The sequence below is a fragment of the Alterinioella sp. B-7 genome (genome assembly GCF_056857775.1).
On record NZ_JBSXNT010000037.1, the window covers coordinates 62665 to 87747 of the forward strand.

27 protein-coding genes and 1 other RNA gene are annotated in these 25083 nt (G+C 67.6%); 7 read left to right on the forward strand and 21 right to left on the reverse strand.

The window, feature by feature from the left end:
- Positions 1–55: 55 nt before the first annotated feature.
- An RNA gene (gene rnpB, locus AC13C7_RS14315) (RNase P RNA component class A) lies at positions 56–458 on the reverse strand.
- A gap of 171 nt (positions 459–629) precedes the next feature.
- On the opposite strand from rnpB, the gene AC13C7_RS14320 reads away from it, so the two are divergent.
- The gene (locus AC13C7_RS14320) at positions 630–1256 is read left to right on the forward strand and encodes an isochorismatase family protein (RefSeq protein WP_482867888.1); all 627 of its coding nucleotides are present in this window, start codon (positions 630–632) and stop codon (positions 1254–1256) included.
- Here the strand turns inward: AC13C7_RS14320 and AC13C7_RS14325 are convergent.
- Genes AC13C7_RS14325 through gatC form a run of 4 tightly spaced genes read right to left on the reverse strand, consistent with a single transcriptional unit; the run spans position 1232 to position 4371 of the window.
- Positions 1232–1900, reverse strand: a complete 669-nt coding sequence (locus tag AC13C7_RS14325; RefSeq protein ID WP_482867889.1) for an N-acetylmuramoyl-L-alanine amidase — start codon at positions 1898–1900, stop codon at positions 1232–1234. The genes AC13C7_RS14320 and AC13C7_RS14325 overlap by 25 nt on opposite strands.
- Complete coding sequence (locus AC13C7_RS14330) at positions 1897–2550, reverse strand: hypothetical protein (RefSeq protein ID WP_482867890.1); 654 nt, start codon at positions 2548–2550, stop codon at positions 1897–1899. Before AC13C7_RS14330 ends, AC13C7_RS14325 begins: the two co-directional genes overlap by 4 nt.
- A 49-nt stretch (positions 2551–2599) precedes the next feature.
- Positions 2600–4084, reverse strand: coding sequence for an Asp-tRNA(Asn)/Glu-tRNA(Gln) amidotransferase subunit GatA (gene gatA / locus AC13C7_RS14335; protein WP_172317431.1), 1485 nt, complete (start codon positions 4082–4084; stop codon positions 2600–2602).
- On the reverse strand, positions 4084–4371 hold the full coding sequence (gene gatC, locus AC13C7_RS14340) for an Asp-tRNA(Asn)/Glu-tRNA(Gln) amidotransferase subunit GatC (protein WP_172317429.1): 288 nt from the start codon (positions 4369–4371) through the stop codon (positions 4084–4086). Before gatC ends, gatA begins: the two co-directional genes overlap by 1 nt.
- Before the next feature lie 158 nt (positions 4372–4529).
- Here gatC and AC13C7_RS14345 point away from each other — a divergent pair, with 158 nt between their 5' ends.
- Positions 4530–5222 carry a metal-dependent hydrolase gene (locus tag AC13C7_RS14345; RefSeq protein WP_482867891.1) on the forward strand — a complete coding sequence of 231 codons (693 nt, stop codon included), beginning with the start codon at positions 4530–4532 and terminating at the stop codon, positions 5220–5222.
- A 51-nt stretch (positions 5223–5273) separates the two neighbouring features.
- On the opposite strand, the gene AC13C7_RS14350 is transcribed toward AC13C7_RS14345, so the two are convergent.
- A complete protein-coding gene (locus tag AC13C7_RS14350; RefSeq protein WP_446169941.1) occupies positions 5274–5723 on the reverse strand; it encodes a nucleoside deaminase in 450 nt (149 codons plus the stop codon).
- Between the two features lie 202 nt (positions 5724–5925).
- Between AC13C7_RS14350 and AC13C7_RS14355 the strand changes: the two genes are divergently transcribed.
- Positions 5926–6744, forward strand: a complete 819-nt coding sequence (locus tag AC13C7_RS14355; RefSeq protein ID WP_446121485.1) for a pseudouridine synthase — start codon at positions 5926–5928, stop codon at positions 6742–6744.
- Here the strand turns inward: AC13C7_RS14355 and AC13C7_RS14360 are convergent.
- Together AC13C7_RS14360 and AC13C7_RS14365 are read right to left on the reverse strand one after the other, a co-directional pair.
- Positions 6741–7352 carry an inner membrane-spanning protein YciB gene (locus tag AC13C7_RS14360; RefSeq protein WP_172317898.1) on the reverse strand — a complete coding sequence of 204 codons (612 nt, stop codon included), beginning with the start codon at positions 7350–7352 and terminating at the stop codon, positions 6741–6743. The genes AC13C7_RS14355 and AC13C7_RS14360 overlap by 4 nt on opposite strands.
- Positions 7353–7366: 14 nt before the next feature.
- Positions 7367–8269, reverse strand: a complete 903-nt coding sequence (locus AC13C7_RS14365) for an EamA family transporter (protein ID WP_482867932.1) — start codon at positions 8267–8269, stop codon at positions 7367–7369.
- A gap of 143 nt (positions 8270–8412) precedes the next feature.
- Between AC13C7_RS14365 and AC13C7_RS14370 the strand changes: the two genes are divergently transcribed.
- Positions 8413–8895 carry an MgtC/SapB family protein gene (locus AC13C7_RS14370; protein ID WP_172317421.1) on the forward strand — a complete coding sequence of 161 codons (483 nt, stop codon included), beginning with the start codon at positions 8413–8415 and terminating at the stop codon, positions 8893–8895.
- Positions 8896–8912: 17 nt separating this feature from the next.
- On the opposite strand, the gene ftsY is transcribed toward AC13C7_RS14370, so the two are convergent.
- The 4 genes from ftsY to AC13C7_RS14390 form a co-directional block, all read right to left on the reverse strand.
- Entirely contained in the window at positions 8913–10067 is a 1155-nt protein-coding gene (ftsY, locus tag AC13C7_RS14375; RefSeq protein ID WP_482867892.1) for a signal recognition particle-docking protein FtsY, read from the reverse strand.
- Positions 10068–10140: 73 nt separating this feature from the next.
- Positions 10141–10680, reverse strand: coding sequence for a dTDP-4-dehydrorhamnose 3,5-epimerase family protein (locus tag AC13C7_RS14380; protein WP_482867893.1), 540 nt, complete (start codon positions 10678–10680; stop codon positions 10141–10143).
- Positions 10681–10780: 100 nt separating this feature from the next.
- A complete protein-coding gene (locus AC13C7_RS14385; RefSeq protein ID WP_482867894.1) occupies positions 10781–11428 on the reverse strand; it encodes a lysoplasmalogenase in 648 nt (215 codons plus the stop codon).
- Positions 11425–13110 carry an NAD(P)H-dependent oxidoreductase subunit E gene (locus tag AC13C7_RS14390; RefSeq protein ID WP_482867895.1) on the reverse strand — a complete coding sequence of 562 codons (1686 nt, stop codon included), beginning with the start codon at positions 13108–13110 and terminating at the stop codon, positions 11425–11427. Before AC13C7_RS14390 ends, AC13C7_RS14385 begins: the two co-directional genes overlap by 4 nt.
- 162 nt (positions 13111–13272) lie before the next feature.
- On the opposite strand from AC13C7_RS14390, the gene AC13C7_RS14395 reads away from it, so the two are divergent.
- Positions 13273–14289, forward strand: coding sequence for an alkane 1-monooxygenase (locus tag AC13C7_RS14395; protein ID WP_482867896.1), 1017 nt, complete (start codon positions 13273–13275; stop codon positions 14287–14289).
- 185 nt (positions 14290–14474) lie between these two features.
- Here AC13C7_RS14395 and xseA read toward each other — a convergent pair whose 3' ends face one another.
- Together xseA and AC13C7_RS14405 are read right to left on the reverse strand one after the other, a co-directional pair.
- Entirely contained in the window at positions 14475–16037 is a 1563-nt protein-coding gene (xseA, locus tag AC13C7_RS14400) for an exodeoxyribonuclease VII large subunit (RefSeq protein WP_482867897.1), read from the reverse strand.
- Positions 16038–16095: 58 nt separating this feature from the next.
- Positions 16096–16686, reverse strand: a complete 591-nt coding sequence (locus tag AC13C7_RS14405) for a hypothetical protein (RefSeq protein ID WP_482867898.1) — start codon at positions 16684–16686, stop codon at positions 16096–16098.
- An 81-nt stretch (positions 16687–16767) separates the two neighbouring features.
- On the opposite strand from AC13C7_RS14405, the gene purD reads away from it, so the two are divergent.
- Positions 16768–18036, forward strand: coding sequence for a phosphoribosylamine--glycine ligase (purD, locus tag AC13C7_RS14410; protein WP_482867899.1), 1269 nt, complete (start codon positions 16768–16770; stop codon positions 18034–18036).
- Positions 18037–18415: 379 nt separating this feature from the next.
- On the opposite strand, the gene AC13C7_RS14415 is transcribed toward purD, so the two are convergent.
- Together AC13C7_RS14415 and AC13C7_RS14420 are read right to left on the reverse strand one after the other, a co-directional pair.
- Positions 18416–19201: an FG-GAP repeat domain-containing protein gene (locus AC13C7_RS14415; protein WP_172317403.1), complete on the reverse strand. Its 786-nt coding sequence runs from the start codon at positions 19199–19201 to the stop codon at positions 18416–18418.
- Positions 19201–19521: a 2Fe-2S iron-sulfur cluster-binding protein gene (locus AC13C7_RS14420; RefSeq protein WP_172317401.1), complete on the reverse strand. Its 321-nt coding sequence runs from the start codon at positions 19519–19521 to the stop codon at positions 19201–19203. Before AC13C7_RS14420 ends, AC13C7_RS14415 begins: the two co-directional genes overlap by 1 nt.
- A gap of 255 nt (positions 19522–19776) precedes the next feature.
- Here AC13C7_RS14420 and AC13C7_RS14425 point away from each other — a divergent pair, with 255 nt between their 5' ends.
- Positions 19777–20337 carry a peptidoglycan-binding domain-containing protein gene (locus AC13C7_RS14425; protein WP_172317400.1) on the forward strand — a complete coding sequence of 187 codons (561 nt, stop codon included), beginning with the start codon at positions 19777–19779 and terminating at the stop codon, positions 20335–20337.
- 80 nt (positions 20338–20417) lie between these two features.
- Here the strand turns inward: AC13C7_RS14425 and AC13C7_RS14430 are convergent, their stop codons facing one another.
- From AC13C7_RS14430 to hflK, 5 genes are all read right to left on the reverse strand, one after another.
- A complete protein-coding gene (locus tag AC13C7_RS14430; RefSeq protein ID WP_172317894.1) occupies positions 20418–21833 on the reverse strand; it encodes a DegQ family serine endoprotease in 1416 nt (471 codons plus the stop codon).
- 405 nt (positions 21834–22238) lie between these two features.
- Entirely contained in the window at positions 22239–22718 is a 480-nt protein-coding gene (locus AC13C7_RS14435; protein ID WP_482867900.1) for a GNAT family N-acetyltransferase, read from the reverse strand.
- On the reverse strand, positions 22715–22912 hold the full coding sequence (locus tag AC13C7_RS14440) for a DUF2065 domain-containing protein (protein WP_172317398.1): 198 nt from the start codon (positions 22910–22912) through the stop codon (positions 22715–22717). The genes AC13C7_RS14435 and AC13C7_RS14440 overlap by 4 nt, the downstream gene beginning before the upstream one ends.
- A gap of 4 nt (positions 22913–22916) precedes the next feature.
- Positions 22917–23912, reverse strand: coding sequence for a protease modulator HflC (hflC, locus tag AC13C7_RS14445; protein ID WP_172317396.1), 996 nt, complete (start codon positions 23910–23912; stop codon positions 22917–22919).
- Positions 23912–25057, reverse strand: a complete 1146-nt coding sequence (gene hflK / locus AC13C7_RS14450; RefSeq protein ID WP_172317394.1) for an FtsH protease activity modulator HflK — start codon at positions 25055–25057, stop codon at positions 23912–23914. The genes hflC and hflK overlap by 1 nt, the downstream gene beginning before the upstream one ends.
- Between the last annotated feature and the right edge of the window lie 26 nt (positions 25058–25083).

Below are 25083 nucleotides of genomic sequence, written 5' to 3' on the forward strand. Positions count from 1 at the left end.
TGTACGGGGGGGTGCCCCCCGAAAATGGGCCGCGGAGGCCGGTTCGTGGATGAAAATGCGCGGAGGGCCTGTAAGCCGGATTCTGTCCTCGAGCCGGGTTTCCCCGTCCGATGGATGACCATTCCTCTCGGCTGCCGGTTGCCCGACAGCTCTAGCTGCCAACCCGGATCTCTCGGGCTGAAGCGGCCCTGTGACACGCACGCGAGATCCCTATTTGGCATTGCTCCCGGTGGGGCTTGCCATACCGTCCTTGTTGCCAAGGCCGTGGTGCGCTCTTACCGCACCGTTTCACCTTTTCCCTGAAGAATCAGGGTAGTTTCATTTCTGTGGCGCTGTCCGTCGGATCCGCGCGGGTTTCCCCGCCCCTCTCCGCCCGGGCGTTACCCGGCACCGCTGCTTCAGGGAGTCCGGACTTTCCTCGGTGCGGGGCTTGCACCGCAAGCCCCGCACCGCGCCGCGACAGTGTCTTTTCGCAAGAAAAGATCACAAGAGCGGCCCCGTCGAAGATTGCAGAGCAAACACCGCGCCGCGGCCATCCAGCCCTCCGCGCGTTGTTCACCTAGGCGCTCGCCCGGTCCGGCGTCAAGTCCAAGCCGACATGTGGTACATTCGAAAAAAGGGGAATCACGGTGTCGGACAGTGCGATCTACCGAAAGCAGCAACTTGGCCAGACCCTGAAGCCGGGCCGGCACCCGGCCCTGGTTCTGGTCGACTTCGTCAATGGCTTCCTCGACCCGGAGATATTCGGCGGCGGCAACAGCATCGACGCGCTTGGGGCGACGGTGCCCGTTCTGGACGCTGCGCGAGAGACCGGATGCCCCGTTGTCTTCACCCGCATCGTCTACGACGAAAACGGCGCAAATACAGGCGTCTGGTGCGAAAAGGCCCCCCGCCTGGCCGAGTTGACCAATGCCAATCCCGCGTCGCAAGTGCATCCTGCCCTGTCCCCGAGGACCGGTGAATACGTCCTGTGCAAGACGCAGGCCTCGGCCTTCTTCGGCACCGATCTTGCGGCGGTGCTCACGGGCTGGCGGGTCGATACGGTGCTGGTGGCCGGTTGCACGACCTCGGGATGCGTTCGCGCCACTGTGGTTGATGCCATCTCGCACAATTTCCGCCCCGTCGTGATCCGCGATTGCGTAGGAGACCGCGCCCTGCCCCCGCACGAAGCAAACCTCTTCGACATGGAACAGAAATACGCGGCGCTGTGGTCAGCGCGGCAGACGATGGATTACCTGCGCGCGCACGTGGGATAACGATTCGCCAGATCGGCCATGATCGCCATGTCGCGCCCATCGAGCGGTCCGGTATGGCGCGGGCGAAACCGCAGGCGCACTGTTTGCAGCAACAGGTCATCGGCCACATCCGGATAGCCGAAGGCAAGCGCATTGGCGCGAAAGCGGGTAACGTCCGGCGTCCGTTCCTGCCCGCCGGCCTCGGGCCAGACCGACAACCCCTGGCGCGCCAGCCTTTGCCAGTCAAACCGCGGGCCGGGGTCGATCTTGCGCCCCGGCGCCATGTCGGAATGGCCGATGACGCCATGGGGAGGGATGTTCCAGCGGGCGAGGAGCGGAGCGAGGAGCCGCTCCAGCGCGTCCATCTGCGCCGCCGCAAAGGGCACCAGCCCGGTGTTGGACAGCTCGATCCCGATAGAGCGGGAATTGACATCGTCACGCCCCGCCCATGCGCCCGCGCCCGCATGCCAGGCGCGCATCTCCTCATCGACCAGCGCGCGGATCCCGCCCGCCTCCGAGATCAGGTAATGCGCCGAGACCTCGCGCGCGGGATCGCAAAGCACCCGTTCGGCGGCCTCGCAATCCGCCATCGCAGTGTAGTGGATCACCACAAGTTCGGGCCGCAACCCGTTGCGCCGCTTGGTGAAATTCGGCGACAGGCTCACTGGTCGCGGGCAGCGGCGGCGGCGTTGCGGAAGACGCTCGGATCCCATCCGCAGGCATAGCCGTCGCCATCGGGGTCCAGCGCCTGCCGGTCGCGCTCAGGCCCTCCTGCGGCCAGGAACGACTCCTGCGCCAGGTCGTCGGAGCGGTAGCTGCGGCAGTTGCGTTCATCCCGGTTGCCAGAGAACAGCGTGTTGCGCGAATAGACCTGCTGGCCCACGGGATGGGTCGTGGTGACCGCATATTCGATGATGTTCGGCCCCGCATTGCCGGTGCGCGCGGGCAGCGCGGTCGGCGCGATCTCGACGCGCTGTTCGATCATGCGCTGGCGGCGTTCTGCATCGCTTTCGATGCTTTCGCGGGCGGAAACGGCGTCGAAATTCTGCTCATCCGAAATCGCGGCAGCGCCGGGGGTGGCTGCGGGGCGCGCCTCGGCGGCGGCAATCGCGCCGTCCGCGACGGCGGCGATGTCGGCGGTGCTGCCCGCGGATGGGGCGGCAGGCGCTGACTGCGGTTGCGGGGCGGTAGCCCATGCCGCGCGCGCCTGTGCCGTCGCATCATAGGGGCCGAACCCCACCCCGGTATCGTCCGGCACCCGCGCGCAGGCCGCCAGAGCCAGGAGGCCAAGCCCGAATGCCATCATGTTCCGCATTGTCCGTCCTCTGCCCAAATCGTCTTGCCGCAAGCGTTTTGACAGGGGTTTACCACCATTTCTCCGGTTTCGCCACAAAACCCGCCGCGCGTTCCAGCGCATAGGCGGTGTTGAGCAGGTCGCCCTCTTCCCAGGGCCGCCCGATCAGTTGCAGCCCCACCGGCAGCCCGCGCGAATTCTGCCCCGTCGGCACCGCGATCCCCGGTAGACCGGCGAGGTTGACGGTCACGGTGAAGACATCGTTGAGATACATCTCGACCGGGTCGGTATGGGTCTGGCCCAACTCAAACGCGGCGGATGGCGTGGCAGGCGTCAGGATGCTGTCGACACCGGCTGCGAACGCCTCCTCGAAATCGCGCTTGATCAGCGCGCGGACCTTGCGGGCCCGATTGTAATAGGCGTCGTAGAAGCCCGCCGACAGCACGTAGGTGCCGACCATGATCCGGCGCTTGACCTCGGGCCCGAAGCCTTCGGCGCGGGTCTTCTCGTACATCTCGGTGATACCGTCACCCTGCGCCAGATCGGCCCGGTAGCCGAAGCGCACGCCGTCATAGCGCGCCAGATTGGACGACGCCTCGGCGGGCGCCACCACGTAATAGGCGGGCAGCGCGTATTTGGTATGCGGCAGCGAGATGTCGCGGATCTCGGCGCCCGCATCCTTGAGCATTTCCGCGCCGTCCTGCCACAGCCGCTCGATCGCGGCGGGCATGCCCTCCATGCGGTATTCCCTGGGGATACCGATCACCTTGCCCTTGATATCGCCGGTCAGCATCGCCTCGAAATCGGGGACAGCCATATCGGCCGAGGTGCTGTCGCGCGCGTCATGGCCCATCATCGCCGTGCCCATGATGGCCGCATCGCGCACCGTCTTGGTCATCGGTCCGGCCTGGTCCAGCGACGACGCAAAGGCCACGATCCCCCACCGCGAGCAGCGCCCATAGGTGGGTTTCAGCCCGACCGTGCCGGTGAAGGCGGCGGGCTGGCGGATCGAGCCGCCGGTATCGGTGCCGGTCGCGGCCAGGCACAGATCGGCGGCCACGGCGGCGGCGGACCCGCCCGAGGAGCCACCCGGCGTCAGCGGCGCGGTCGATCCTTCCGCGCGCCAGGGATTGACGGCATTGCCATAGACCGAGGTTTCGTTGCTCGACCCCATCGCAAACTCATCCATGTTGAGCTTGCCAAGCATCACCGCGCCCGCATCGCGCAGTTGCGCCGAGACGGTGGATTCGTATTCCGGCTTGAAGCCTTCGAGGATCTTCGATCCGGCCTGGCTGGCGACGCCCTCGGTGCAGAACAGATCCTTGATCCCCACCGGGATGCCGCACATGGCGGGCGCATCGCCCTTCGCGATTCTCGCATCGGCGGCTTTCGCCCGCTCCAGCGCGATCTCGGGCGTCTTGTGGACAAAGGCCCCAAGCGCATCCGCGCCCTCGATGGCGGCAAGGCAGGCCTCGGTCAGCGCGACCGATGTCGTCTCGCCCTTGCGCAGCGCGTCGCGCGCCTGCGTGATGGTCAGCGTGTTCAGATCGGTCATCATTCCACCACCTTCGGCACGGCAAAGAACCCCTCACGCGCATCGGGGGCGTTGGCCAGCACCTTGGCCTGCTGGTCCCCATCCGTCACCACATCGGCCCGGCGTGGCAGGCGCATCGGCGTGACCGAGGTCATCGGCTCGACGTTCTCCACATCCAGTTCGCCCAGTTGCTCGATGAAGCCGAGAATGGCGTTGAACTCATCGGCCAGCGCCGGCAGCGCCTCGGGCTCCACCTTGATGCGGGCCAGCTTGGCGACGCGGGCGGCGGTTTCGATATCGATGGACATGGGGCTTGGCCTACCTTTCCAGGGACTTCGGATCGCGCAAGGGTGTATCGCCGCGCGGGCGCGCCCGCAAGCGTCCCTTGACGGGGTTTTGCATTGAAACGCGGGCGCACCCGCCCATAGTTTGACAGCAACGACAGCACAGAAAGGGGAGAACAGACATGAAGATCATCTGGCTTGGCCATGGCAGTTTCCGCATCGAGATCGGCGGCGAGGTCCTGCTTCTCGACCCGTGGTTCTCGGACAATCCGGTCTTTCCCGAGGACCGCAAGGGCGAGGCCACGCAAGGCGCCACGCATATCCTGCTGACCCATGCGCATTTCGATCACGTTGCCGATGTGCTGGATCTGGCGCGCGACCTGGATATTCCCGTCGTGGGCCAGTTCGACCTGATGAGCCATTGGGAGGAGCATGAGGGCATCAGCGTCATCGGCTTCAACAAGGGCGGCACGGTGATGTTGGGCAATGTCGCGGTGACGATGGTGAACGCGGTCCATTCCAGCAGCTTCGGAACCCCGGACGGGCCGCGCTATGGCGGCACCGAATGCGGCTTCATGATCAAGGGCGAGGGCCGCACGATCTATGTCTCGGGCGATACGGATGTGATGGCGGATATGGGCGTCTTCAACGATCTGCACGCGCCCGAGATCGGTATTCTCGCGGCGGGCGGTCATTTCACGATGGACATGGCGCGGGCGGGCTATGCGGCGAAAAAATTCTTCGATTTCAAGACCGTGATTCCCTGTCATTACAAGACCTTCCCGATTCTGGAGCAATCGGCGGAAACGCTCGTGCAGGCCCTGCCCGGTGTGGACGTGATCGAACCCGAAGTGATGACAGCGATCGAGTTGTAGCGGGGGGCAAGGCGCTTCGAAGCGCCTCATGCGCAATTTCGAAATTGCGTGTCACCGCCGCGCGGCAAAGAAGTCCCTGAGCAACTCCGAGGCCGCGCGCTCGGCTATCCCGCCATAGACCTCGGGCTTGTGATGCGCCTGCGCGTGGTCAAACACGCGCGGCCCCTGCGCCACGCCGCCCGATTTGGGGTCCGCCGCACCGTAATAGAGCCGCGCGATGCGCGCCGCCGAGATCGCGCCCGCGCAAGCCGTGCAGGGCTCCAGCGTCACGTAAAGATCGCAGCCCGCAAGCCGCTCCGAACCAAGCGCCGCGCAGGCCGCGCGAATGGCCAGCATCTCGGCATGGGCCGTGGGGTCGCATAGCTCCCGCATCCGGTTGCGCGCGCGCGCCAGCACCGCGCCATCCGGCCCGATCACCACCGCGCCCACGGGCACCTCGCCCGCGCGGGCGGCGGCGCGCGCCTCCTCCAGCGCAAGCGTCATGTGACTGGTAAACACCATGCCCACGGCAATCGCCGCTTTCCGCGCCGCTGTCAAATGCGGGCATTACCCCGGATCGCGCGGCAGAGCCCCCCGTGCGATCCGGGACAAGACCGAGGGTGCCCCCACCCAAGTTCCCTTTCCTAGCGCGGCGGAGGTTAATCGCGGGTTAACCCCGCATTCGCGCTTTCGCTTTTTCCCGCGAACCGCTACGCCCTAGCGCATGAGTGACGACACCCCCAAAGGCGACCGCATCGCCAAGCACCTCTCGCGCGCGGGCATCGCCTCGCGCCGCGCGGCCGAGCGCATGATCGAGGCGGGCCGCGTCAGCGTGAACGGCAAGACCATCACCAGCCCGGCGCTCAACGTGACCGAGTCTGACCGCATCGTGGTCGATGGCCGCGAAGTCGGAACCCCGGAACGCCCCCGCCTCTGGCTCTATCACAAGCCCGCCGGGCTGGTCACATCGGCCAGCGACGAGAAGGGCCGCGAGACGGTCTTCGACACCCTGCCCGAGGACATGCCGCGGGTGATGAGCGTGGGTCGGCTCGACCTCAATTCGGAAGGCTTGTTGCTGCTGACCAATGATGGCGGCATCAAGCGGCAGCTGGAACTGCCCTCGACCGGCTGGCTGCGCAAGTATCGCGTGCGGGTCAAGGGCGCGCCCTCCGAGGCGCTGCTGGAGACCTTGCGCAAGGGTGTCACCTCGGACGGCGAGAAATTTCAGCCGATGGATGTGAAATTCGACCGCCAGCAAGGGGCCAATGCCTGGCTGACCGTGGGCATCCGCGAGGGCAAGAACCGCGAGGTGCGCCGCGCCTTCGCCGAGATCGGGGTCAGCGTGAACCGGCTGCTGCGCGTCAGCTACGGCCCCTTCCGCCTCAACGATCTGAAACCCGGCGCGGTCGAGGAGATCAAGCCCAAGGTCCTGCGCGACCAATTGGGCATCGCCCTGCCGGACGGCCATGCCGAGGCCAAGGCGAAGCCGAAGCGCCCCGGCCCGAAGCGGGTCAAGAAACCCGCCCCGCGCAAACCGCGCTAGCCTTCGGCGTCATCCTCGGGCGTGATCATGTAGCGCTCGAAGAGCTTGGCCTGGAACATGAACACGGCGAAGAGGAAACCGGGCAGCACGAAGGTCTCGAAGGTCACCCAGAATTCCGTGGTTTGCGTGCGCCAGACGATCTCGTTGGCCAGTGCCATCGCCGCGAAGGCCGCGACCAGCCGCCTGGTCAGGATCATCCAGCCCTCTTCGCGCATCGGCATCATCTCGCCCATGACGAATTGCAGCCAGCTTTGCCCACGCAGCAGGCCGATACCCAGGACCACGACGAAGAAGGCATAAACCAGCGTCGTCTTCATCTTGAAAAAGCGTTCATCGTCGAACCAGACCGTCAGCGCGCCGAAGACCACGACCAGCACGGCGGTGAATATCTGCATCCGGCTGAGCTTGCCGGTCAGGTGCCACAACGCCGCGATCGAGGCCAGCAAGAGCGGGACAAAGGCCGCCGTCACCACGATGAAGCCGTCATAGTCGTGGCCCGCGATGGTGAAGCTCTCGTCCTTCAGCCACAGATAGGCGATGAAGAACAGGATCGGGGGGCCCAGTTCCAGGGTGAATTTCAGGGTCGGGTTGACTTTGTGTTCTTCCATCTCGGCCTCGGGGTTCATGCGCCCATCTCAACTATCACCGCGCCCGCCGCAATCAACCCCATGAGGCACAAACGTCGCGGTCCGACGCGCTCTCCCAGCATCAGCCAGCCGATCAGCGCCGCAAACACGGTCGAGGTCTCGCGCAGCACCGCCGCCTGCCCCACCTGATCGAGCCGTGTGGCCAGCATGATCGAGCCGAAGCTGAGCACCGCGATGACGCCGCCGACGGCCCCGCGCAGGAAAAGCGGGCCAAGCGTCGGCGGGTCGGCCATGCGGCGATAGGCATAAAGCGCGACCACGGGCATGGTGATCCCGTCGAGAAAGAAGAACCAGGCCAGGAAGGTGAAGGGATCGCGCGTGGCGCGGATGCCATAGGCGTCATAGGTCGTGTAGGCGGCCACGAAGAGCCCGGTCAGAACCGCCAGCCACAAGGCAGGCACCAGCGTCTCGCGCGCCACGGTGATGGTGCGCAGGTTATAGGCGGCGAGGCCGAAGATACCCGAAAGCAGCACCGCGACACCGGCCCATTGCAGCGGGCTGAACACCTCGCCGAACAAGAGCCAGGCTCCGATCACGGCGAAAAGCGGCCCGGTGCCGCGCATGACCGGATAGACGACCGTGAAGGCACCGCGCCGGTAGCTGGCGACCTGCGCCGCCTTGTAGCCGATATGGATCACCACCATGCCGGCGAAGATGGGCCACATATGCGACTCCGGCCAGGGCACGAGGAAGAGGGCCACGGGCGCGGCCATCAGGCCATAGCTTGCGTCGATGATGCCCCGGCTGAGCAGCGGATCGTGCCGCCCCTTCTGCAACGCGCCGAAAACGGCGTGCAGGAACGCCGCCAGCAGCGCCAGCGCGGTTGCAAGCGCCGCGCCCTGCGGCGTCCCGGCGATGGAGACCAGCCAGCCGCTCATCGCAATTGCCCCGCCGCCGCACGCGGGCGGAACCAAACCCGCGCCTTGCGCATTGATCCGGCACCATGCCCCGCCGATGCGCGGGCCGAGCGGGCTGCGCGGGTCCGACAGCATGTCCGACAGCATGGAGGCGAGGAGGCGATATGTGGCAGACGATACTCAACGAGCTTGAGGGCGGTTTCGCCGCGGTCCCTCCCTTCATCGCCGGGATCAGGCTGGTCGTCGCGATGGTGCTTGGCGGAATCATCGGGTTCGAGCGGGAATGGCGGCAAAAGCCCGCCGGTCTGCGCACGCATATGCTGGTCTCGACCGCCGCCTGCCTGTTCATCATCGTCAGCCAGCAACTGGCCTCGATGCAGTTCGGCGCGGGCGATGCGCTGCGCGTCGATCCGCTGCGCCTGATCGAGGCGGTGACGGCGGGGGTCGCCTTTCTGGCGGCGGGGATCATCTTCACCTCGCACGGCAAGGTGCGCAACGCGACGACGGGCGCGTCGATGTGGCTGTGCGGGGCCATCGGTCTGGCATGCGGATCCGGGCAGATTCCGCTGGCCGTGATGGCCACCATCATCGTGCTGGTGATCCTGTCGATCCTGGGGCTGATCTCGCGCCGGGTCGGCCAGGACTAGGCCCGGCGCGGGCGGCGTCATTGTGCGCCGGTCAGGGCGCGGGCGAACTCCTCTGGGTCAAACGGCGCAAGGTCGTCGATCTGTTCGCCAACCCCGATGGCATGGATGGGCAGGCCGAAGCGGTCGGCCAGCGCCACCAGCACGCCGCCCTTGGCAGTGCCGTCAAGCTTGGTCATGACGAGGCCCGACACATCGGCCAGTTTCTGGAAGGTCTCGACCTGGGAGAGCGCGTTCTGCCCCGTCGTCGCATCCAGCACCAGCAGCGTGTTATGCGGCGCGTCCGGATCCTTGCGGCGGATGACACGCACGATCTTGGCCAGCTCCTCCATCAGATCGGCGCGGTTCTGCAAGCGCCCCGCCGTGTCGATCATCAGAAGGTCGGCCCCGTCCGCCTCGGCCCTGGTCATGGCGTCGAAGGCCAGCGCCGCGGGGTCGGACCCTTCCGGCGCGGTCAGGACCGGCACGCCCGCGCGGTCGCCCCAGACCTGCAGCTGTTCCACCGCCGCGGCGCGGAACGTGTCGCCCGCGGCAATCACCACGGACTTGCCGGCGGCGCGGAACTGGCTGGCGAGCTTGCCGATGGTCGTCGTCTTCCCCGAGCCGTTGACACCGACCACCAGCACCACCTGCGGCGTCTTGGGGTAGATCGGCAGCGGCTTGGCCACGGGCTCCATGATGCGGGCGATCTCGTCGCTCAGCAGCGCCTTGATATCCGCCGCCGTCATCATCTTGCCAAAGCGCCCCTCGGCCATGTTGGCGGTGACGCGCATCGCGGTCTCGACGCCCATGTCGGCAGTGATCAGAAGCTCCTCCAGCTCCTCCAGCATGTCGTCGTCCAGCGCCCGGCGCGGCGCCGCGCCGCGGCCCATCAGGCGCCCCATCAGGCCGGGCCTGGCGGAGGTCGGATCGGGGATCGGTGCCGGGATCGGCTCGGGCGTCGGCGTCAGCGCGGGCGACGGCACGGGACCGTGCGAGGGCACCTGCGGCGGCATCGGGGCGGTCGGTGGGGTCGCGGGGGCGTCATCGGCGGGCTCAGACCGCTCCTCCACCCCTTGCGGGATGTCCTCGCCCGCATCTTCGTCGGCGCCATCTTCGATAATCGCATCCAGCCCTTCGTCCAGTCTGGACGAGGATTTGAACATCCGATCCTTGAGCTTCTTGAAAAACGACATCGACGGTCTCCGCTTTGCTGACATCCACCTAATACGGGGGCCCGCCGGATGCAAAGGGCGGCGCCTCCGGCGGTCAATCCTCGAACCGGTAGGGGATGCGCGCGTCGGGGTAGGGCATCCGGCGCTTGTCGGGGTTGGCGGGGTCATAGGCGCGGGTCGGCATGTTGACGAAACTTGCGTCACCCTCGCCCTCGTTCATCACGCCATGCACGACATGGGCCGGGATGGTCAGGCGCAGCGGGTTGTCGGCCCCGGCATGGATCACCTGCATCTGGCCGCGCGTCGGGCTGCCCAGGCGGATATCGTAGAGCACGACGCGGAACCGCCCCTCGGTATAGGTCAGTCGGTCGGATTGGTGGTCATGATAGACCCAGGCCCGGATCGACCCCGGCCTGGCCGTGACCCTGTAGACATGCACGATCTCCTCCACGGGCGCGTGCAGCTGGCTCAACAGCACCACGAGGTCGCCGCGCTTGTCGGAATGCACGGCCAGCGGCTCGATCACCACGCCCTCGATCGGGGATGGCAGCGGGGCCTGGGGGGCGTCGCCCCGCCAGGGCGTGTCCTGAACGAAATCGTCGAGCGACGGGAGGGGGTGGTCGGGTCGGGTCATGTTGCGAATGCCTTTGGGATAAAGAGCCACCGACAGGTTCTGGCCGAGTTTCGGGGATTGGGCAAGCGTCGGTGCGGACGGATCCCGGTGCCCCCCACCCTCAAAGCCCGCCGATCACCCCATAGGCAATCAGCGCCTGCCCGCCCCAGTAGAGCGGCCAGACCGCGCGCCCTGCGTTGCGATGCACAGGCGTGCCGGGGGCAAGCCGGAAGATCTGCACCGACAGGATCACGTCCGAGGCCAGGAACATCGCCGCCCCGAGCAGGGCCAGCCGGAAGGCCGGGGCCAGCAGCAGCGCCGCCGCCCCCATCGCGGTGATGACCAGAACATAGGCGACGACCGGCCCGCGCAACCGGCCCGTGTAGGGCAGCAGCCAGCGCGCCGTCGACGGGGCCAGGAGGGCGAGGCCAATCAGCCCCGCATAGACCGCCCAACCGGGATCTGAGGTATCTCCCCACCCCGGCAAGCCGGTAAAAAGCGCGATATAGGCCAGATGCGACAGGGCAAAGGCGATGAGCCCCCTCAGGAATGCCCCCTGCCCCGGCCGCGACAGGAAGAAATCGCCTGCGGCCCCGAGGGCCAGCGCCAGAACCAGCAGCCACGGGCCGCCCGCCACAAGGCTCGCCAGCGCCAGGGCCACCGTCGCCCCGGTCTTGATCGCGGAACGCGACCCGCTTTTCGGCGCGCCGAGCAGTCCCTGATAGGCCAGCGCCGCCGCCAGCCCGACCGCCGCCAGCGTCCAGGTCATATCTCGTCGGCGAAATGCTTCATCACCATGCGGATCGGATTCGGAGCCGCCTGCCCCAACCCGCAGATCGAGGCATCGCCCATGGCCACGCAAAGCTCCTCCAGCAGCGGCTGGTCCCAGGTCTCGGCCTGCATCAGCTTGACCGCCTTTTCGCAGCCGACCCGGCAAGGCGTGCATTGACCGCAGCTTTCATCCTCGAAGAACCGCAGCATGTTCAGCGCCGCATCGCGGGCATTGTCCTGATCCGACAGCACCACGATGGCCGCCGAGCCGATGAAGGTGCCATGCTCCTGAAGCACGTCGAAATCCATCGGGATATCGGCCATGCTTGCGGGCAGCAGCCCCGCCGAGGGTCCGCCGGGCTGGTAGGCCTTGAAGCTGTGCCCCTCGGCCATGCCGCCGCAAGCCTCGATGATCTCATTCATCGTCGATCCGGCAGGCAGCAGGTAGACGCCGGGGGTCTTGACGCGCCCCGAGACCGAATAGCTGCGCAGACCCTTGCGCCCGTTCTTCTCGACACCAGACAGAACCTCGGGCCCCTCGCGGCAGACCTTCGCAACCCAGTGCAGCGTCTCGACGTTATGCACCAGCGTGGGCCGGTCGAAGACGCCCACTTGCGCGACGAAGGGCGGACGGTGGCGCGGCAGGCCGCGCTTGCCCTCGATCGATTCGATCATCGCGCTTTCCTCGCCACAGATATAGGCGCCCGCGCCCCGGCGCAGGTCGATATGGCCCGGCTCCACGATCCCGGCCTCCTCCAGCGCGGCAATCTCGCGGCGCAATATCTCCAGCACCGCCGGGTATTCGTCGCGCATGTAGATGAAACAGGTCTCGGCCTCGACCGCCCACCCCGCGATCAGCATCCCCTCCAGCATCAGGTGGGGAGTGCGTTCCAGGTAATAGCGGTCCTTGAAGGTGCCGGGCTCGCCCTCGTCGCCATTGACGGCCAGGTAGCGGGGGCCGGGATTGGCGCGCACGAAGCCCCATTTCTTGCCCGAGGGGAACCCCGCCCCGCCAAGCCCGCGCAGGCCCGAGGCGAGCACGGTTTCCTGCACCGCCTCCCAGTCGCCGCCCGCGCGCAGCTTGTCCAGCACCTCGTAGCCGCCCTTGTCGCGGTAGGCCGCAAGCGTTTCATATTCGGGGATCACCGGATGCGTGTGGCCGCCCGCAATCGCCGCCTGCACCTTGTCGGCCGTGGCGTGGTCGATATGGGCATGGCCAAGCTCCAGCACCGGCGCGGTGTCGCAGCGGCCCATGCAGGGCGCGCGCAGCACGCGGACCTGGCCGGGGTCCAGCCCCTCCTCCAACGCTTGCTGCAACGCCTCCGCCCCGGCCAGTTCGCAGGACAGCGAATCGCAGACCCGGACGGTCAGCGCGGGCGGCGGGGTCTCGCTTTCGCGCACCAGGTCGAAATGGGCATAGAAACTGGCAACCTCGTAGACCTCGGCCTGCCCCACCCGCATTTCCTCGGCCAGCGCGCGGATATGGGCAGCGCTCAGATGGCCGAAACTATCCTGGATCAGGTGCAGATGCTCGATCAGCAGGTCGCGCCGCCGGGGCCGGTCGCCCAGAAGCGCCTGCACTTCCTCAAGGGCCACATCCTCGACCTGGCGGCCCTTGGGCGTGCGCCGCCCCTTGCCGCGCCCCGATTTCCACACACCCTTGTCCTGATCCAGCGCCATCGCGGTGGCCCCCCTTGCAGCCCGTCTTTCCCCCTTCTAACGCGTCCATCCCGACCGCGCCCCCCAAAACCGACATTCAATTGCCGCAAAACGCGGGACATACTGCCGCCGTGCCATGCCGCACCCGCCTTGCTATGACGGAACCCGAAAAGGAGCGCCCCGATGCTGATCCTGCGCTATGCCATCGCCACGCTGATCCCGCTGGCCTGCCTGCTCTTGGGCGCTGTCCTGGGCGGCTGGTGGGCGGCCCTGGCGCTGGTCTGGCTGACGCTCTTCGCCGCCGGGATGGACCACTTGCTGTCGCCGCCCCCCATTGGCACCACCCATGCCGCCAGCGCCGAGGCGCTCTCGGTCACGCTGGCCTCGGGCCATCTCGCGCTCCTGCCGCTGGCCAGCCTCGCCTTCGCGGATCCCACGCAGACCTGGGGCGAGACGATCACGCTCGCCCTCGCCGCCGCCTCCTTCATGGGCCAGGTCAGCCATCCCAACGCGCATGAACTGATCCACCGGAGGCCGCGCGCCCTGCGCCGTCTCGGCGTCGCGGTCTATGTCTCGATGCTGTTCGGCCACCACGTCTCGGCGCATCGGCTGGTCCATCACGCCTTTGTCGGCACCGAAAGCGACCCCAACACGCCGCGCAGGGGGGAAAGCTTCTGGGCCTTCCTGCCCCGCGCCTGGCTCGGCTCCTTCCGTGCCGGTCACGCGCAGGAGGCGCGCCGCCACAAACCCGGCACCCTGCCCGCTTACGCGATCTATGTCGGCGGGGCCGCGCTGGCGCTGGTGCTGGCCGCGCTCCTCGGCGGCTGGCCCGGCCTTCTCGGCTTCTCCATCATCGCGGTCCTGGCGCAGATGCAGATCCTGCTCTCCGACTATATCCAGCATTACGGCCTGACCCGCCGCACGCTGCCGAACGGCCGCCTGGAACCGGTCGCGCCGCATCACAGCTGGAACGCCCCGCGCGGCTTCACGTCCTTCCTGATGGTCAACGCCCCGAGCCATTCCGACCACCACATGCACCCCGACCGCCCCTATGATGCGCTGAGGATCCCCGAAGGCGCCCCCCTCCTGCCCTATTCCCTGCCGATCATGGCGATACTGGCCACCATGCCGCGCCGCTGGCGGCGCAATATGGACCGCCGCGCGGAAAAAGCGATGGCCAAGGCCCCGCCGCTGCCGTGAAGCGCAGAACCCGCCCCCATCTTCTTGGTCCAAATACTCAAGAAAACGCTGCCCACGCGCACGGGCGCCATCATCTTCTTCGTCCAAATACCTGAATCTGACAGCCAACCCAAGACACCGCCCCCTCGGGTCACGCGCCACAGATGCCCCGGCCGAGGAGGGCCGCAAGGCCCGAGGAGGCCCCGCTAAAAGAGCGACCCCTGTTCCTCATCGTCGCCGCCACCCGATCTGCCGCGCCGATGCCCTGCACCCGCGACCACATCCAACCTCCCATCGGAAAACTGGATCTCCAGCCGTCCGGCGCGCTCGGCCTCGGCCTTCGCGGTCACCACATCGGCGCCTGCCCGCACCACCGCGTAGCCGCGCTTCAGCGTCTCGGTATAGCCAAGCGTCTGGCGCATCCGCTCCAGCGCGTCCAGCCGGTCGCGCCGCTGCTCCAGCCGCGCCCGCGCCACCGCGTCGAGCCGGATCAGCGCCGCATCCAGTCGCGCGCGGCGCTCCACCACACGCTCGGACAGCCGTGCGACCTGCATCCTTGCGCCGAGCCGGTCCAGGTCCTCGCGCCGCCGCGCCACCTGGGCCTTGAGCCGCGTCACCGACAGCCCCGCCTCGGCCCGGCCAAGCGCCACGCGCTTGATGCCGACCGCGCGCTCCAGACCCGGGCCGAGCCGCGCCGCCTTGCGGTCCAACTCCATCCGCTTGGCCTGCGTCGCGGCGCGCAAGGCCGGGTCCAGCCGGTCGGCCCATCCGTCGAGCCGCTGGCGCGGGCCATCCAGCACGCTCTCAAGCCGCGGCAACCCGCGTGAGAGGTCGCCCAAGCGCTGCCGCCGTGCCGCCACCCCTTGCGTGATCGCGCGGCTCATCCGTCCGCCTGCCGTTTCCAGCCAGGCCAGAAGCTCCAGGCGCACCGGCACCGCCATCTCGGCGGCGGCCGTTGGCGTCGGCGCGCGGCGGTCGGCGGCATGGTCAATCAGCGTGGTATCCGTCTCATGCCCCACAGCCGAGATCAGCGGGATCGCGCTTTCCGCCGCCGCGCGCACCACAACCTCCTCGTTGAAGCCCCAGAGATCCTCTAGCGAGCCCCCGCCGCGCGCCACGATGATCAGGTCGGGCCGGGGGATGCGCCCGCCCGCCTCAAGCGCGTTGAATCCCCTGATCGCGGCAGCCACCTCCGGCGCGCATTTCGCGCCCTGCACCGCGACCGGCCAGATCAGCACCTTGCGCGGGAACCGGTCGCGCAGCCGGTGCAGGATGTCGCGGATCACCGCACCCGAGGGCGAGGTCACTACCCCGATCACCTCGGGCAGGCGCGGCAGGGGCCGCTTGCGGGCCTCGTCGAACAGCCCCTCGGCGGCCAGGGCCTGACGGCGCTTCTCCAGCATCGCCATCAGCGCGCCGACGCCTGCGGGGCGGATCTCCTCGATCACCATCTGGTATTTCGACTGGCCGGGGAAGGTGGTCAGGCGGCCCGTGGCGACGACCTCCATCCCCTCCTCGGGCTGCGTCGCCATCCGGCCCGCCACGCCCTTCCAGATGACGCCCGCCAGCACGGCGCGGTCATCCTTGAGGTCGAGGTAGATATGCCCTGAACGCGGGCGCGACAGCCGCCCGACCTCGCCGCGCACGCGCACGCGGGAAAACGCGCCCTCGACGGTTTTCTTGACCGCTCCCGAGATTTCGGAGACGGAGAATTCCGGCGCATTGCCGGGGCCCGGATCGGGGCCGTCATCATCCAGCAGGTCATCCATGCACGCGACCCTAGCTTTCGAGGTCGCGGGGGACCAGACCAATCTGGATCAAGATCGCTCAGGGACCGCCACCGGGCGTTCCGCCGCCCCCGCCGCCGACGCGCGCGGCCCCCGAAAGACCGCCCCCGCCCCCCATCCGGCCCTTGGTCAGCAGGTAGATGGCGATGACCAGCGCCGGGATGCCGCCGAGCGCCAGCGGCGCGAGGCTGCCATCGAAGACCGAGGCCACCGCGCCGCCCGCGACCAGCAGCCCCGCGAGGCTCCAATGCGCCACCCGCGACCGCGAGGCCCAGAAGAACCGGGGCGGGGCCTGGCCGAACTCGGCCTCGTAGCCCGCCAGTGTCGCGGCCCTGTCGCCGCGCTCGGGCGGAAGGGCCGCAACCTGCAACACGTCGCGGCAATAGTGGGCGAAATCCCCAGTCTGGCGGTGAAGTGCCAGCGCGGTGCCGATGAGGCCCGGCGCCTGGGGCCGCGCCACGGCGCCCGAGGCCGCGAGATAGGTGAAGCGCTTGTATTCCAGGATCACGTCGCCCGCCTGCCCTTGCCGGATGCGAGCGGTCTCGGCCAGCCAGGCGGCAAAGCTCTCGCCCTCCGGGCCGCGCGGCATGGGATGGGCCAGACAGCGCTGCCACATTGCCCGGTCTTTCATCCGCCCCGCCCCCTTCGCGTCTTGTGACTTTGCGCCCGCTTGCGTATCCCGGCCCCGGAATTACCAGTCTGGGGGCCGGAAGTGAACATACTCATCCTTGGCAGCGGCGGGCGCGAACATGCCCTGGCCTGGGCCTGCCTGCAGAACCCGAAATGCGACCGGCTGGTCGTGGCACCGGGCAATGGCGGCATCGCGCAGATCGCCGATTGCGCGGCCCTGAATCCGGAGGATGCAGGCGAGGTGGTGGACTTCGCCGCGGAGGAAGCCATTGATTTCGTTATCATAGGACCAGAGGGCCCGCTGGCCGCCGGGGTCGCGGATGCGTTGCGCGCGGCGGGGATCCTGTGCTTCGGGCCGAGCCAGGCGGCGGCGGAGCTTGAAGCCTCCAAGGCGTTCACCAAGGAGATCTGCGACGCGGCAGGTGCCCCCACGGCGGCCTATGCGCGCTTTACCGAGGCAGAGCCCGCGCAGGCCTATATCCGCCAACAGGGCGCGCCCATCGTGGTCAAGGCCGACGGGCTTGCGGCGGGCAAGGGCGTGATCGTGGCGATGAGCGAGGCGGAGGCGCTGGCCGCCGTCGACGACATGTTCGCGGGCAGTTTCGGCGGCGCGGGCGCCGAGGTGGTGATCGAGGCGTTCCTGGAGGGCGAGGAGGCCAGTTTCTTCGTGCTCTGCGATGGCGAAACCGTGCTGCCCATCGGCACGGCGCAGGATCACAAGCGGGCCTTTGACGGCGATCAGGGGCCGAACACGGGCGGCATGGGGGCCTATTCGCCCGCGCCGGTGATGACGGATGCTATCATCTTGAAAACAATGGATGAAATTATCCGTCCAACGATGGCCGAGATGGCGAGGCGCGGCACGCCTTTCTCGGGTGTGCTGTTCGCGGGGCTTATGATCAAACACGGCGCGCCGCGCCTGATCGAATACAATGTCCGCTTCGGCGATCCCGAATGCCAATGCCTGATGTTGCGCCTCGGCGGTCAGGCGCTGGATCTCATGCTGGCCTGCGCCGAGGGGCGGCTCGGTGACATGGCCGTCAACTGGGCCGAAGATCACGCGATGTGCGTGGTGATGGCGGCGCAGGGGTATCCCGGAAGTTACGAGAAGGGCAGCGTGATCAGGGGGTTGGAGGAGATGCCCGAGACCAGCCATGAGATGTGCTTTCACGCCGGGACCACGCGCAGGGACGGGCAATACCTGGCCAATGGCGGCAGGGTTCTGGGGCTGACCGCGCGGGGAGAGAACTTGCGCGCGGCACGGGACCGGGCCTATGCGCTGGTGGACCGGGTGGACTGGCCCGAGGGGGTCTGCCGCTCCGATATCGGCTGGCGGGCGCTGGAGGGATGAGGGGGGTCGCCGCCTGACGGCGGCGACCGTTCTGAAGAGTTATGGGAACGGGATTTGCGCGGCTTTTCTGACAGGAGTGTCAGAAATTCCTGACAGGTTTGTCCGGTTTTCGAGGACGGGATTTCGCCGCCTTTCGGCGCCGATCCGGCGCCGCGCGCACGCGCGGCGGGCAGGGATCGAGGCTGCGTCCGGGATTCGGACGGAGTGAGTATGGAGGGCGTGATGCCGGTTTGCTGAGAGGTCCGAATGGCGGGGAATGCCCGCATTCGGACCTGATCAAGGCTGCTGTCCGATTCGCCTGCCGCGTCAAGGACGGGGCCGCGCGGGGCGCGGTCGCTGGCGCGATCCTTGACCCGTCAGACGAATCGGGGTTGGGGCGCTAGTCGCAGGACAACGCGGTTTGCAGCGCGGTGGCGCTGTAGGGGCCGAGGTCGGTTGCGGTGATCCCGGTGCCATCGAAGCGGCTGGCGATGAGGCGGGACCAGTCGGCATTGGCGGTCAGCATCTCGGGGCCGTCCCCGCAATCGCGGAGACCCGAGGAGATGAAATCCTCGCCGATGCGGTGATTGGTGAGGCCGGTGGCGGCGGCAAGTTCGGTCAGGTCGCCATTTGCAAAGCGCCAGATGCGCAGGGTGCGCGCCAGGTGGGGGCGGTCGATATAGGCGATCTCCATATGCCCGTCGCCATCCAGATCGGCGGCCCCGATGGGCGCGAGCCAACGATTGGCGCGGCCGATATAGGGGGTCGTGGCGAGGAGCGTCAGCGAGGCGCCGGTGGCGGCGTAGATGGCCAGTTGCGCGCCTTGCGTCAGGCTGGAACGGACCGTGATGATCTCGGCCATGCCGTCGCCGTCCAGGTCGGCCAGGCGCGGGGCGGTGTCCTCGAACACATGGGCCCCGTCCAGGGTGACGCCGACGAGGTCGCAGTCATTGCCCGCACCTTCGGCATAAGCGTAGAGCGCGCCGCCCTCGATGGCGTCGCCAAGGACGCCGTGGCCGTAGCGGGTGGTCGCGGAGCCATACCAGGCAGCCCAGACCCCCTCGCCCTCGGCGCCCGCGAAGGTGACGCTTTCCGGCAGATCGGTCGCCCGGTGCGGGGGTTGTTCGCAGGCCATCGCGGCACCCGTCCCGAGGCCAAACGCCGCGACGAGCCCCGCAAGCCGCATCAGATCTGCTTTTCCGGCATCCGCACGATCAGCCCGTCCAGCTCATCCGTGACCTTCAACTGGCAGGTCAGGCGCGAGGTTGCATCCGGCTCGTAGGCGAACTCCAGCATGTCCTCTTCCATCGGGTCGATGGCGGGCAGTTTCTCGACCCAGGAGGGATCGACATGCACATGGCAGGTGGAACAGGCGCAGGCGCCGCCGCAATCGGCCTCGATGCCCGGAATGTTGTTGTCGCGGGCGCCTTCCATCACGGTCAGCCCGGTGGGAACATCGACGACATGTTCGGTGCCGCCGAACTCGATATAGGTGATCTTTGCCATGGGGGGAGCGGTCCTCGTCTTCAAATCCATCAAACAGGTAACGACCCCGGCCCGCCTTTTCCAGCCCCGAAATCGCCCCTGTATATGTGCAGACATATAGAGGATCGTGCCAGGGGAGGCCAGAGGCCCCGGACCGCAAGGACACAGGATGCCGCCGATCCCCGCCTGGGCGCTTTTCCGGGGCGTCGAATGGCGGTATAAGCGGGCGCAGAACAGATGCCCCGGCAAACGGGGCTCTCCGGATACAGGCCCGATATGAAACTCTTTCCCCTGATCGGCGCGGGCGCGTTGTGGCTTGCCGCATGTAGCCCCGCCCCCTCGCCCGAGGTGGCGCGGCTTCTGGATCGTGACGGCACCATCGTGACGCGCGGCGAGGGCCCCGAGAATGCCCGGCCCGATGCCTGTTACGCGCAGGACGTGACGCCCGCCGTGATCGAGACGGTGACGGAGCAGGTGATGGTCGCCCCGCCCCAGGTGGATGCCGGCGGCACCGTTACCAGCCCCGCGATCTTCCAGACCGAGACCCGCCAGCGCATCGTGACCGAGCGCGACGACCTGTGGTTCGAGACACCCTGCGCCGCCGAAAACGACCCCGAGTTCATCGCCATGGTGCAGCGGGCGCTGGCCGTGCGCGGGCATTATCGCGGGCCGGTGACGGGGGTGATGGATCTGCGCACGCGCCGCGCCATCCGCGAATACCAGCGGCCCCAGGGTCTGAATTCCGGCGCGCTGTCGCTGGCGGCGGCGCGGCTCTTGGGGCTGGCGGTCTGGGATCCGGAGGCGGCGGCGGTGCGGGGGGCACCTTCGGACGCATGACCCCGTTCAGATGACAAAACGCCCGGCCTGATCTCTCGGGCCGGGCGGTTCTTGCAATGTCGGGAGGCCGTGTCCCGGCATTATTCGTCCTCTTCGTCCGAGATCGGCAGCGCCACGAAACGCGGGTTGCCGCCCCGGCTGATCAGGAGCAGCACCGATTTCTGGCCGGCCTCGGCGGCCTCGGCCACGCGGGCGTGGAAGGCGTCGAGATCGGCCACCGGCTCCTGGCCGACCTCGGTGATCACGTCACCCGCCATCAGGCCGCGGTCGGCGGCTTCGCTGTTGGGGTCGACCGCCTCGATCACCAGGCCGCCCTCGACGCCCTCGGCCCCAAGCTGCTGGCGCAGCTCATCGGTCAGCGGCATCAGGGTCAGGCCCCGGAAATCGCTCTGCTCGGGGGCGACGTCGGGGCTTTCCGTATCGGGGAAGGCGACGCGCTCCTCGGTTTCGCGGCGGCCGAGCGTGACCAGCAGGGTCTGGGTCTCGCCCTCGCGCAGGACCACGACGCGGACGGTCTCGCCAACCGGCGATTCGCCGACGATGCGGACCAGTTCGCGGGTATCCTCGACCGTGCTGCCGTCGAAGCTGGTGATCACGTCACCCACTTCCATCCCGGCCTCGCGCGCGGGGCCTTCGGGCACGTCGGTGACCAGCGCGCCCGCGCTGGCTTCGAGCCCGAGACCTTCCGCGATATCGGGGGTCACGTCCTGGATGCGCACGCCGAGCCAGCCACGGCGGGTCTCGCCGAATTCCTGCAACTGTTCGACCACGCGCATGACCACGTTGGACGACATCGAGAAGCCAAGCCCGATCGAGCCGCCATTGGGGCTGAGGATCGCGGTGTTCACGCCGACGACCTCGCCATCCATGTTGAAGAGCGGCCCGCCCGAGTTGCCCCGGTTGATCGCGGCATCGGTCTGGATGAAGTCGTCATAGGTGCCCGAAAGCGCGCGTTCCCGCGCCGAGACGATCCCGGCGGAGACCGAGAAGCCCTGGCCCAGGGGGTTGCCCACGGCCATGACCCAATCGCCCACGCGCATCACGTCGCTGTCGCCGAAGGGGACGAAATCGAGCGGCTGGTCGGGATCGACCTTGAGAAGCGCGATATCGGTGTTCTCATCGGTGCCGATTACCTCGGCGGGCAGTTCGAGCCCCGAGCGGAACTCGATCATGATCTCGTCGGCTCCGGCGATGACGTGGTTGTTGGTGACGATAAAGCCATCCTCGGAGATCACGAAGCCCGAGCCGAGCGCATTGGGCCGGCGCGGCTGCGGCTGGCCGGGGCCGTCCCGGTCCAGAAACTCGTTGAAGAAATCCTCGAGCGGCGAGCCCGGCGGCACGTTCGGCCCCGGCCCGGTGCCCGAGGCGACAAGGCTGGTGGTCGTGATGTTGACCACGGAATCGCCGACCTGGTCGACGAGATCGGCAAAGCTGGACGGGCCGGAAAACTGCGCCCGTGAGGGCAAGGCCGAGGCGATGACTGTGGCCAGCGCCATCGCGATGATCAAGATGAATGCCAGTGCGGTCTTGGCCTGCTCGGTCCCGCGAACCGGACGGGCCTGGGTGACGGCCCGCGTGTCTGGATTGTGATGGATCACGTTCTTCCTCCGTTCAGAGTTGTTCAGGAAATCCTGTCCTCATGCTGACAAGAGATATTTGCCCGCAGCCGCTGTCAATCAACCAATGGATTTGAAACCTCGGTCACATGGGCGTGAAGTTGCTTGTCGGAGAGAGGGCGAAACGCGCCGTCGACGGCGCGCCCCGTCCGCAAATTCGAATTTGCGGGGGAGGCTTTTGGGAAAGCCTCCACCACTGCGGTCCGGGTGGGGGCGGCAGGGCCTTCGAAGGCCCTGTGGAGGCTTTTCGAAAAGCCTCCGGCCAGCCCCGGCGCGGTCTATCGCCTACATGTCCACCGGCAACTCGTAGCACTTGCAGATCGCGCCGCCCGAAACCCGGTAATCGCGAAACCCCATCGCCTCGTAATAGGCCAGACCTTCGGCGTTCTCCGGCTGGATCGTCGCGTCGATCGAGCGCACCCCGGCGCGCCGCGCGGCATCCCGGCTGGCAGCGAACAGCGCCCGCCCGACACCGCGCCGGGCGGCATCGGGGCTGACATGAGTGCCGATGATGCCCCATCCCTGCGTCACGCCGTAGATATTCCCGTCGCGCGCATGCTTGAGGCTCTGCATCCCCAGTATGTGCCCCTGCGCATCCAATGCCACGCTGCATGCGATCCGGTCGGGGTGGCCGATATAATGGATGCGCACGAAATCGACATCGCTGGGGCTCTTGCGCTTGCCGCGCGCGGCAAGCTCCCGCAGGAAGTCACTGATTGCGGGCGCGTCCTCTGGCGCCGCCGGTCTGATCCGGATGTCGCTCATCCCCCCGCAACCTGGCTCAGCACCACCAGGAGCGTGCCGATCACCAGCGCCCCGAAGCCCGCGATGCGCAAGGTCTCGATGGGTTCATGGCGCATCCGTTCCATCAGGTCCTTCATGAAGGAAGGGGCCAGCGCATAGGCCAGCCCCTCGATCACAAGTACCAGTCCGAACCCCCAGAGGATCGTCTGGAGCATGGGTCTACTGCCCCACGGTCGGCGCATCCGCCGGGAGGGGGGCGTCCGCCTCCTCCTCCTCGGGGGTTTCGACCTCCTCTTCCGGGGCCGCGTCGGGGGTCGCCGCGACCGGGGCCGCGCCCAGGCTGCCGCCCATGGGGTCGGCGAAGAACTCGAAGAAGGCACTGTCGGGTGACAACACCATCGAGGAATTCGAGCCCGGCAATGCGCGCTCATAGGCCGTCATCGAGCGGTAGAACTCGAAGAAGTCCTGATCCGCCCCGAAGGCCTCGGCAAAGATCCGGTTGCGCGCGGCATCGGCTTCACCGCGGATGATCTCGGCGTCGCGGGTCGCCTCCGAGACCAGTTCCACCACGGTCCGGTCGGCGGTGGCGCGCACGCGCTGTGCGGCTTCCTCACCCCGTGCCCGTTCATCCGTCGCCTCGCGTTCACGCTCGGCCCGCATCCGGGCGAAGGTGGCGGCGAGGTTCTGCTGCGGCAGTTCGGTCTGTTTCAGGCGCACGTCCAGCACATCGAGCCCGAGCGGCAGGGCGCGCAGCCTTGCCTGTTCGGTGATGCGCTCCATCAGCACGGCGCGTTCAGAGGACAGGATCGTGTTGGAAGTCACGCCCTCGGAACCCAGAACGGCGCGGATCTGCGGGTTCAGGATGTCTTCCAGCAGGCGTTCGGCCTCGCGCAGGCCCCCGGCACCGACGGCCAGCCGGAACTGTTCGGCATCGACGATGCGGTAGCGGGCGAAGGCATCGACCACCAGGCGGCGGTCATCCGACGGCGTGACCTCGATCGCCGCGGTATCGAGCGACAGGATGCGGTCGTCGTAATAGACCACCTCCTGAATGAAGGGGATCTTGAAGTTGAGCCCCGGTTCCTCGATGACCTGGCGGATCTGACCGAATTGCAGCACCAGCGCGCGCTGGCGTTCATCGACCACGAAGACCGAGGACAGAAGCAGCGCGACGGCCACCACGGCGACGGGTATGAGGATGGTGATCTTGCGCATCAGTTGGTCCCCCGGTTGCGGAGTTCATTGAGCGGCAGGTAGGGCACGATGCCCCCTGCCCCGGTGCCGGCCTCGGTATCCAGGATCATCGTCTCCATGTCGCCAAGCACGCGTTCCATCGTCTCCAGGTAGAGACGGCGGCGGGTCACTTCGGGGGCCAGCAGATATTCGGCCAGAACCGCCGAGAAGCGGCTGGCCTCACCCTGGGCCTCGTTGACGACCTGGGCGCGGTAACCCTCGGCCTCTTCCAGCAATTGTGCCGCTTCACCGCGTGCGCCGGCCAGAACCCGGTTGGCATAGGCATCGGCCTGGCGTTGCAGCTGGTCGCGTTCCTGTTCGGCGGCCTGCACATCGCGGAAGGCGTCGATGACCTCGTTTGGCGGATCGGCGCGGTCGAGGTTGAGGCGGACGATGTTGATGCCGCTTTCATACCCGTCAAGCGTGGTCTGGATCAGTTCCTCGACCGTATCGGCGATCAAGGCCCGGTCACGGTTGAGGATCGGGGCCAGTTGGCTGGCCGCGATGACCTCGCGCATGGCGGCCTCGGAGACCGCGCGCACCGTCGCCTCGGGATCGCGCAGGTTGAAGAGGTAGCGTTGCGGGTCGGAGATGTTCCAGACCACTTCGAAGTCGATATCGACGATGTTCTCATCCGTCGTCAGCATCAGCCCATCGGCCTGCGCGCCGGAGCGGTTGTTGCCAATGCTCTCGGTGCGGTTGGTGGTGACCTCGACCACTTCGGCAGTGACCAGCGGCCAGGGCGCGAAGTTGAGGCCGGGATCGTTGACCGAGGAAAACTCGCCCAGGAAGAGCTCGACCGAGCGTTCCTCGGGCTGGACCGAGTAGACCGAGGCGTAGAGCCAGAGGCCAATGACGGCGAGACCGGCGATGACGAAGCCGCCGCGCCCGATCTGGGGGCCGCCACCGCCGCCTTCGCCGTTGGCACCGCCGCCGCGACCGCCCATCAGGACGCGCAGCTGTTCCTGGCCCTTGCGCATGATCTCGTCCAGTTCGGGGATCTGCTGACCCCCGCCCTGTCCGGGGCCGCGCCCGCCTCGGGGTGGATCGCGGTCGTCATCGCCCCTGTTGCCACCGTTGCCAGAGCCGCCACCGCCGCCCCAGGGTCCGCCAGAATTTCCTGCCATACCAGCCTTCTTCCCTCTAGATGTCC

Excerpts from the sequence above, each read along its gene's own strand:
- AC13C7_RS14330 (WP_482867890.1), bottom strand. The coding sequence starts at position 2,550 with ATGCGGAACATGATGGCATTCGGGCTTGGCCTCCTGGCTCTGGCGGCC.
- gatA (WP_172317431.1), bottom strand. The coding sequence starts at position 4,084 with ATGACCGATCTGAACACGCTGACCATCACGCAGGCGCGCGACGCGCTG.
- gatC (WP_172317429.1), bottom strand. The coding sequence starts at position 4,371 with ATGTCCATCGATATCGAAACCGCCGCCCGCGTCGCCAAGCTGGCCCGC.
- AC13C7_RS14345 (WP_482867891.1), top strand. The coding sequence starts at position 4,530 with ATGAAGATCATCTGGCTTGGCCATGGCAGTTTCCGCATCGAGATCGGC.
- AC13C7_RS14350 (WP_446169941.1), bottom strand. The coding sequence starts at position 5,723 with ATGGTGTTTACCAGTCACATGACGCTTGCGCTGGAGGAGGCGCGCGCC.
- AC13C7_RS14355 (WP_446121485.1), top strand. The coding sequence starts at position 5,926 with ATGAGTGACGACACCCCCAAAGGCGACCGCATCGCCAAGCACCTCTCG.
- AC13C7_RS14360 (WP_172317898.1), bottom strand. The coding sequence starts at position 7,352 with ATGGAAGAACACAAAGTCAACCCGACCCTGAAATTCACCCTGGAACTG.
- AC13C7_RS14365 (WP_482867932.1), bottom strand. The coding sequence starts at position 8,269 with ATGAGCGGCTGGCTGGTCTCCATCGCCGGGACGCCGCAGGGCGCGGCG.
- AC13C7_RS14370 (WP_172317421.1), top strand. The coding sequence starts at position 8,413 with ATGTGGCAGACGATACTCAACGAGCTTGAGGGCGGTTTCGCCGCGGTC.
- ftsY (WP_482867892.1), bottom strand. The coding sequence starts at position 10,067 with ATGTCGTTTTTCAAGAAGCTCAAGGATCGGATGTTCAAATCCTCGTCC.
- AC13C7_RS14380 (WP_482867893.1), bottom strand. The coding sequence starts at position 10,680 with ATGACCCGACCCGACCACCCCCTCCCGTCGCTCGACGATTTCGTTCAG.
- AC13C7_RS14385 (WP_482867894.1), bottom strand. The coding sequence starts at position 11,428 with ATGACCTGGACGCTGGCGGCGGTCGGGCTGGCGGCGGCGCTGGCCTAT.
- AC13C7_RS14390 (WP_482867895.1), bottom strand. The coding sequence starts at position 13,110 with ATGGCGCTGGATCAGGACAAGGGTGTGTGGAAATCGGGGCGCGGCAAG.
- AC13C7_RS14395 (WP_482867896.1), top strand. The coding sequence starts at position 13,273 with ATGCTGATCCTGCGCTATGCCATCGCCACGCTGATCCCGCTGGCCTGC.
- xseA (WP_482867897.1), bottom strand. The coding sequence starts at position 16,037 with ATGGATGACCTGCTGGATGATGACGGCCCCGATCCGGGCCCCGGCAAT.
- AC13C7_RS14405 (WP_482867898.1), bottom strand. The coding sequence starts at position 16,686 with ATGAAAGACCGGGCAATGTGGCAGCGCTGTCTGGCCCATCCCATGCCG.
- AC13C7_RS14415 (WP_172317403.1), bottom strand. The coding sequence starts at position 19,201 with ATGCGGCTTGCGGGGCTCGTCGCGGCGTTTGGCCTCGGGACGGGTGCC.
- AC13C7_RS14420 (WP_172317401.1), bottom strand. The coding sequence starts at position 19,521 with ATGGCAAAGATCACCTATATCGAGTTCGGCGGCACCGAACATGTCGTC.
- AC13C7_RS14425 (WP_172317400.1), top strand. The coding sequence starts at position 19,777 with ATGAAACTCTTTCCCCTGATCGGCGCGGGCGCGTTGTGGCTTGCCGCA.
- AC13C7_RS14430 (WP_172317894.1), bottom strand. The coding sequence starts at position 21,833 with ATGGCGCTGGCCACAGTCATCGCCTCGGCCTTGCCCTCACGGGCGCAG.
- AC13C7_RS14435 (WP_482867900.1), bottom strand. The coding sequence starts at position 22,718 with ATGAGCGACATCCGGATCAGACCGGCGGCGCCAGAGGACGCGCCCGCA.
- AC13C7_RS14440 (WP_172317398.1), bottom strand. The coding sequence starts at position 22,912 with ATGCTCCAGACGATCCTCTGGGGGTTCGGACTGGTACTTGTGATCGAG.
- hflC (WP_172317396.1), bottom strand. The coding sequence starts at position 23,912 with ATGCGCAAGATCACCATCCTCATACCCGTCGCCGTGGTGGCCGTCGCG.
- hflK (WP_172317394.1), bottom strand. The coding sequence starts at position 25,057 with ATGGCAGGAAATTCTGGCGGACCCTGGGGCGGCGGTGGCGGCTCTGGC.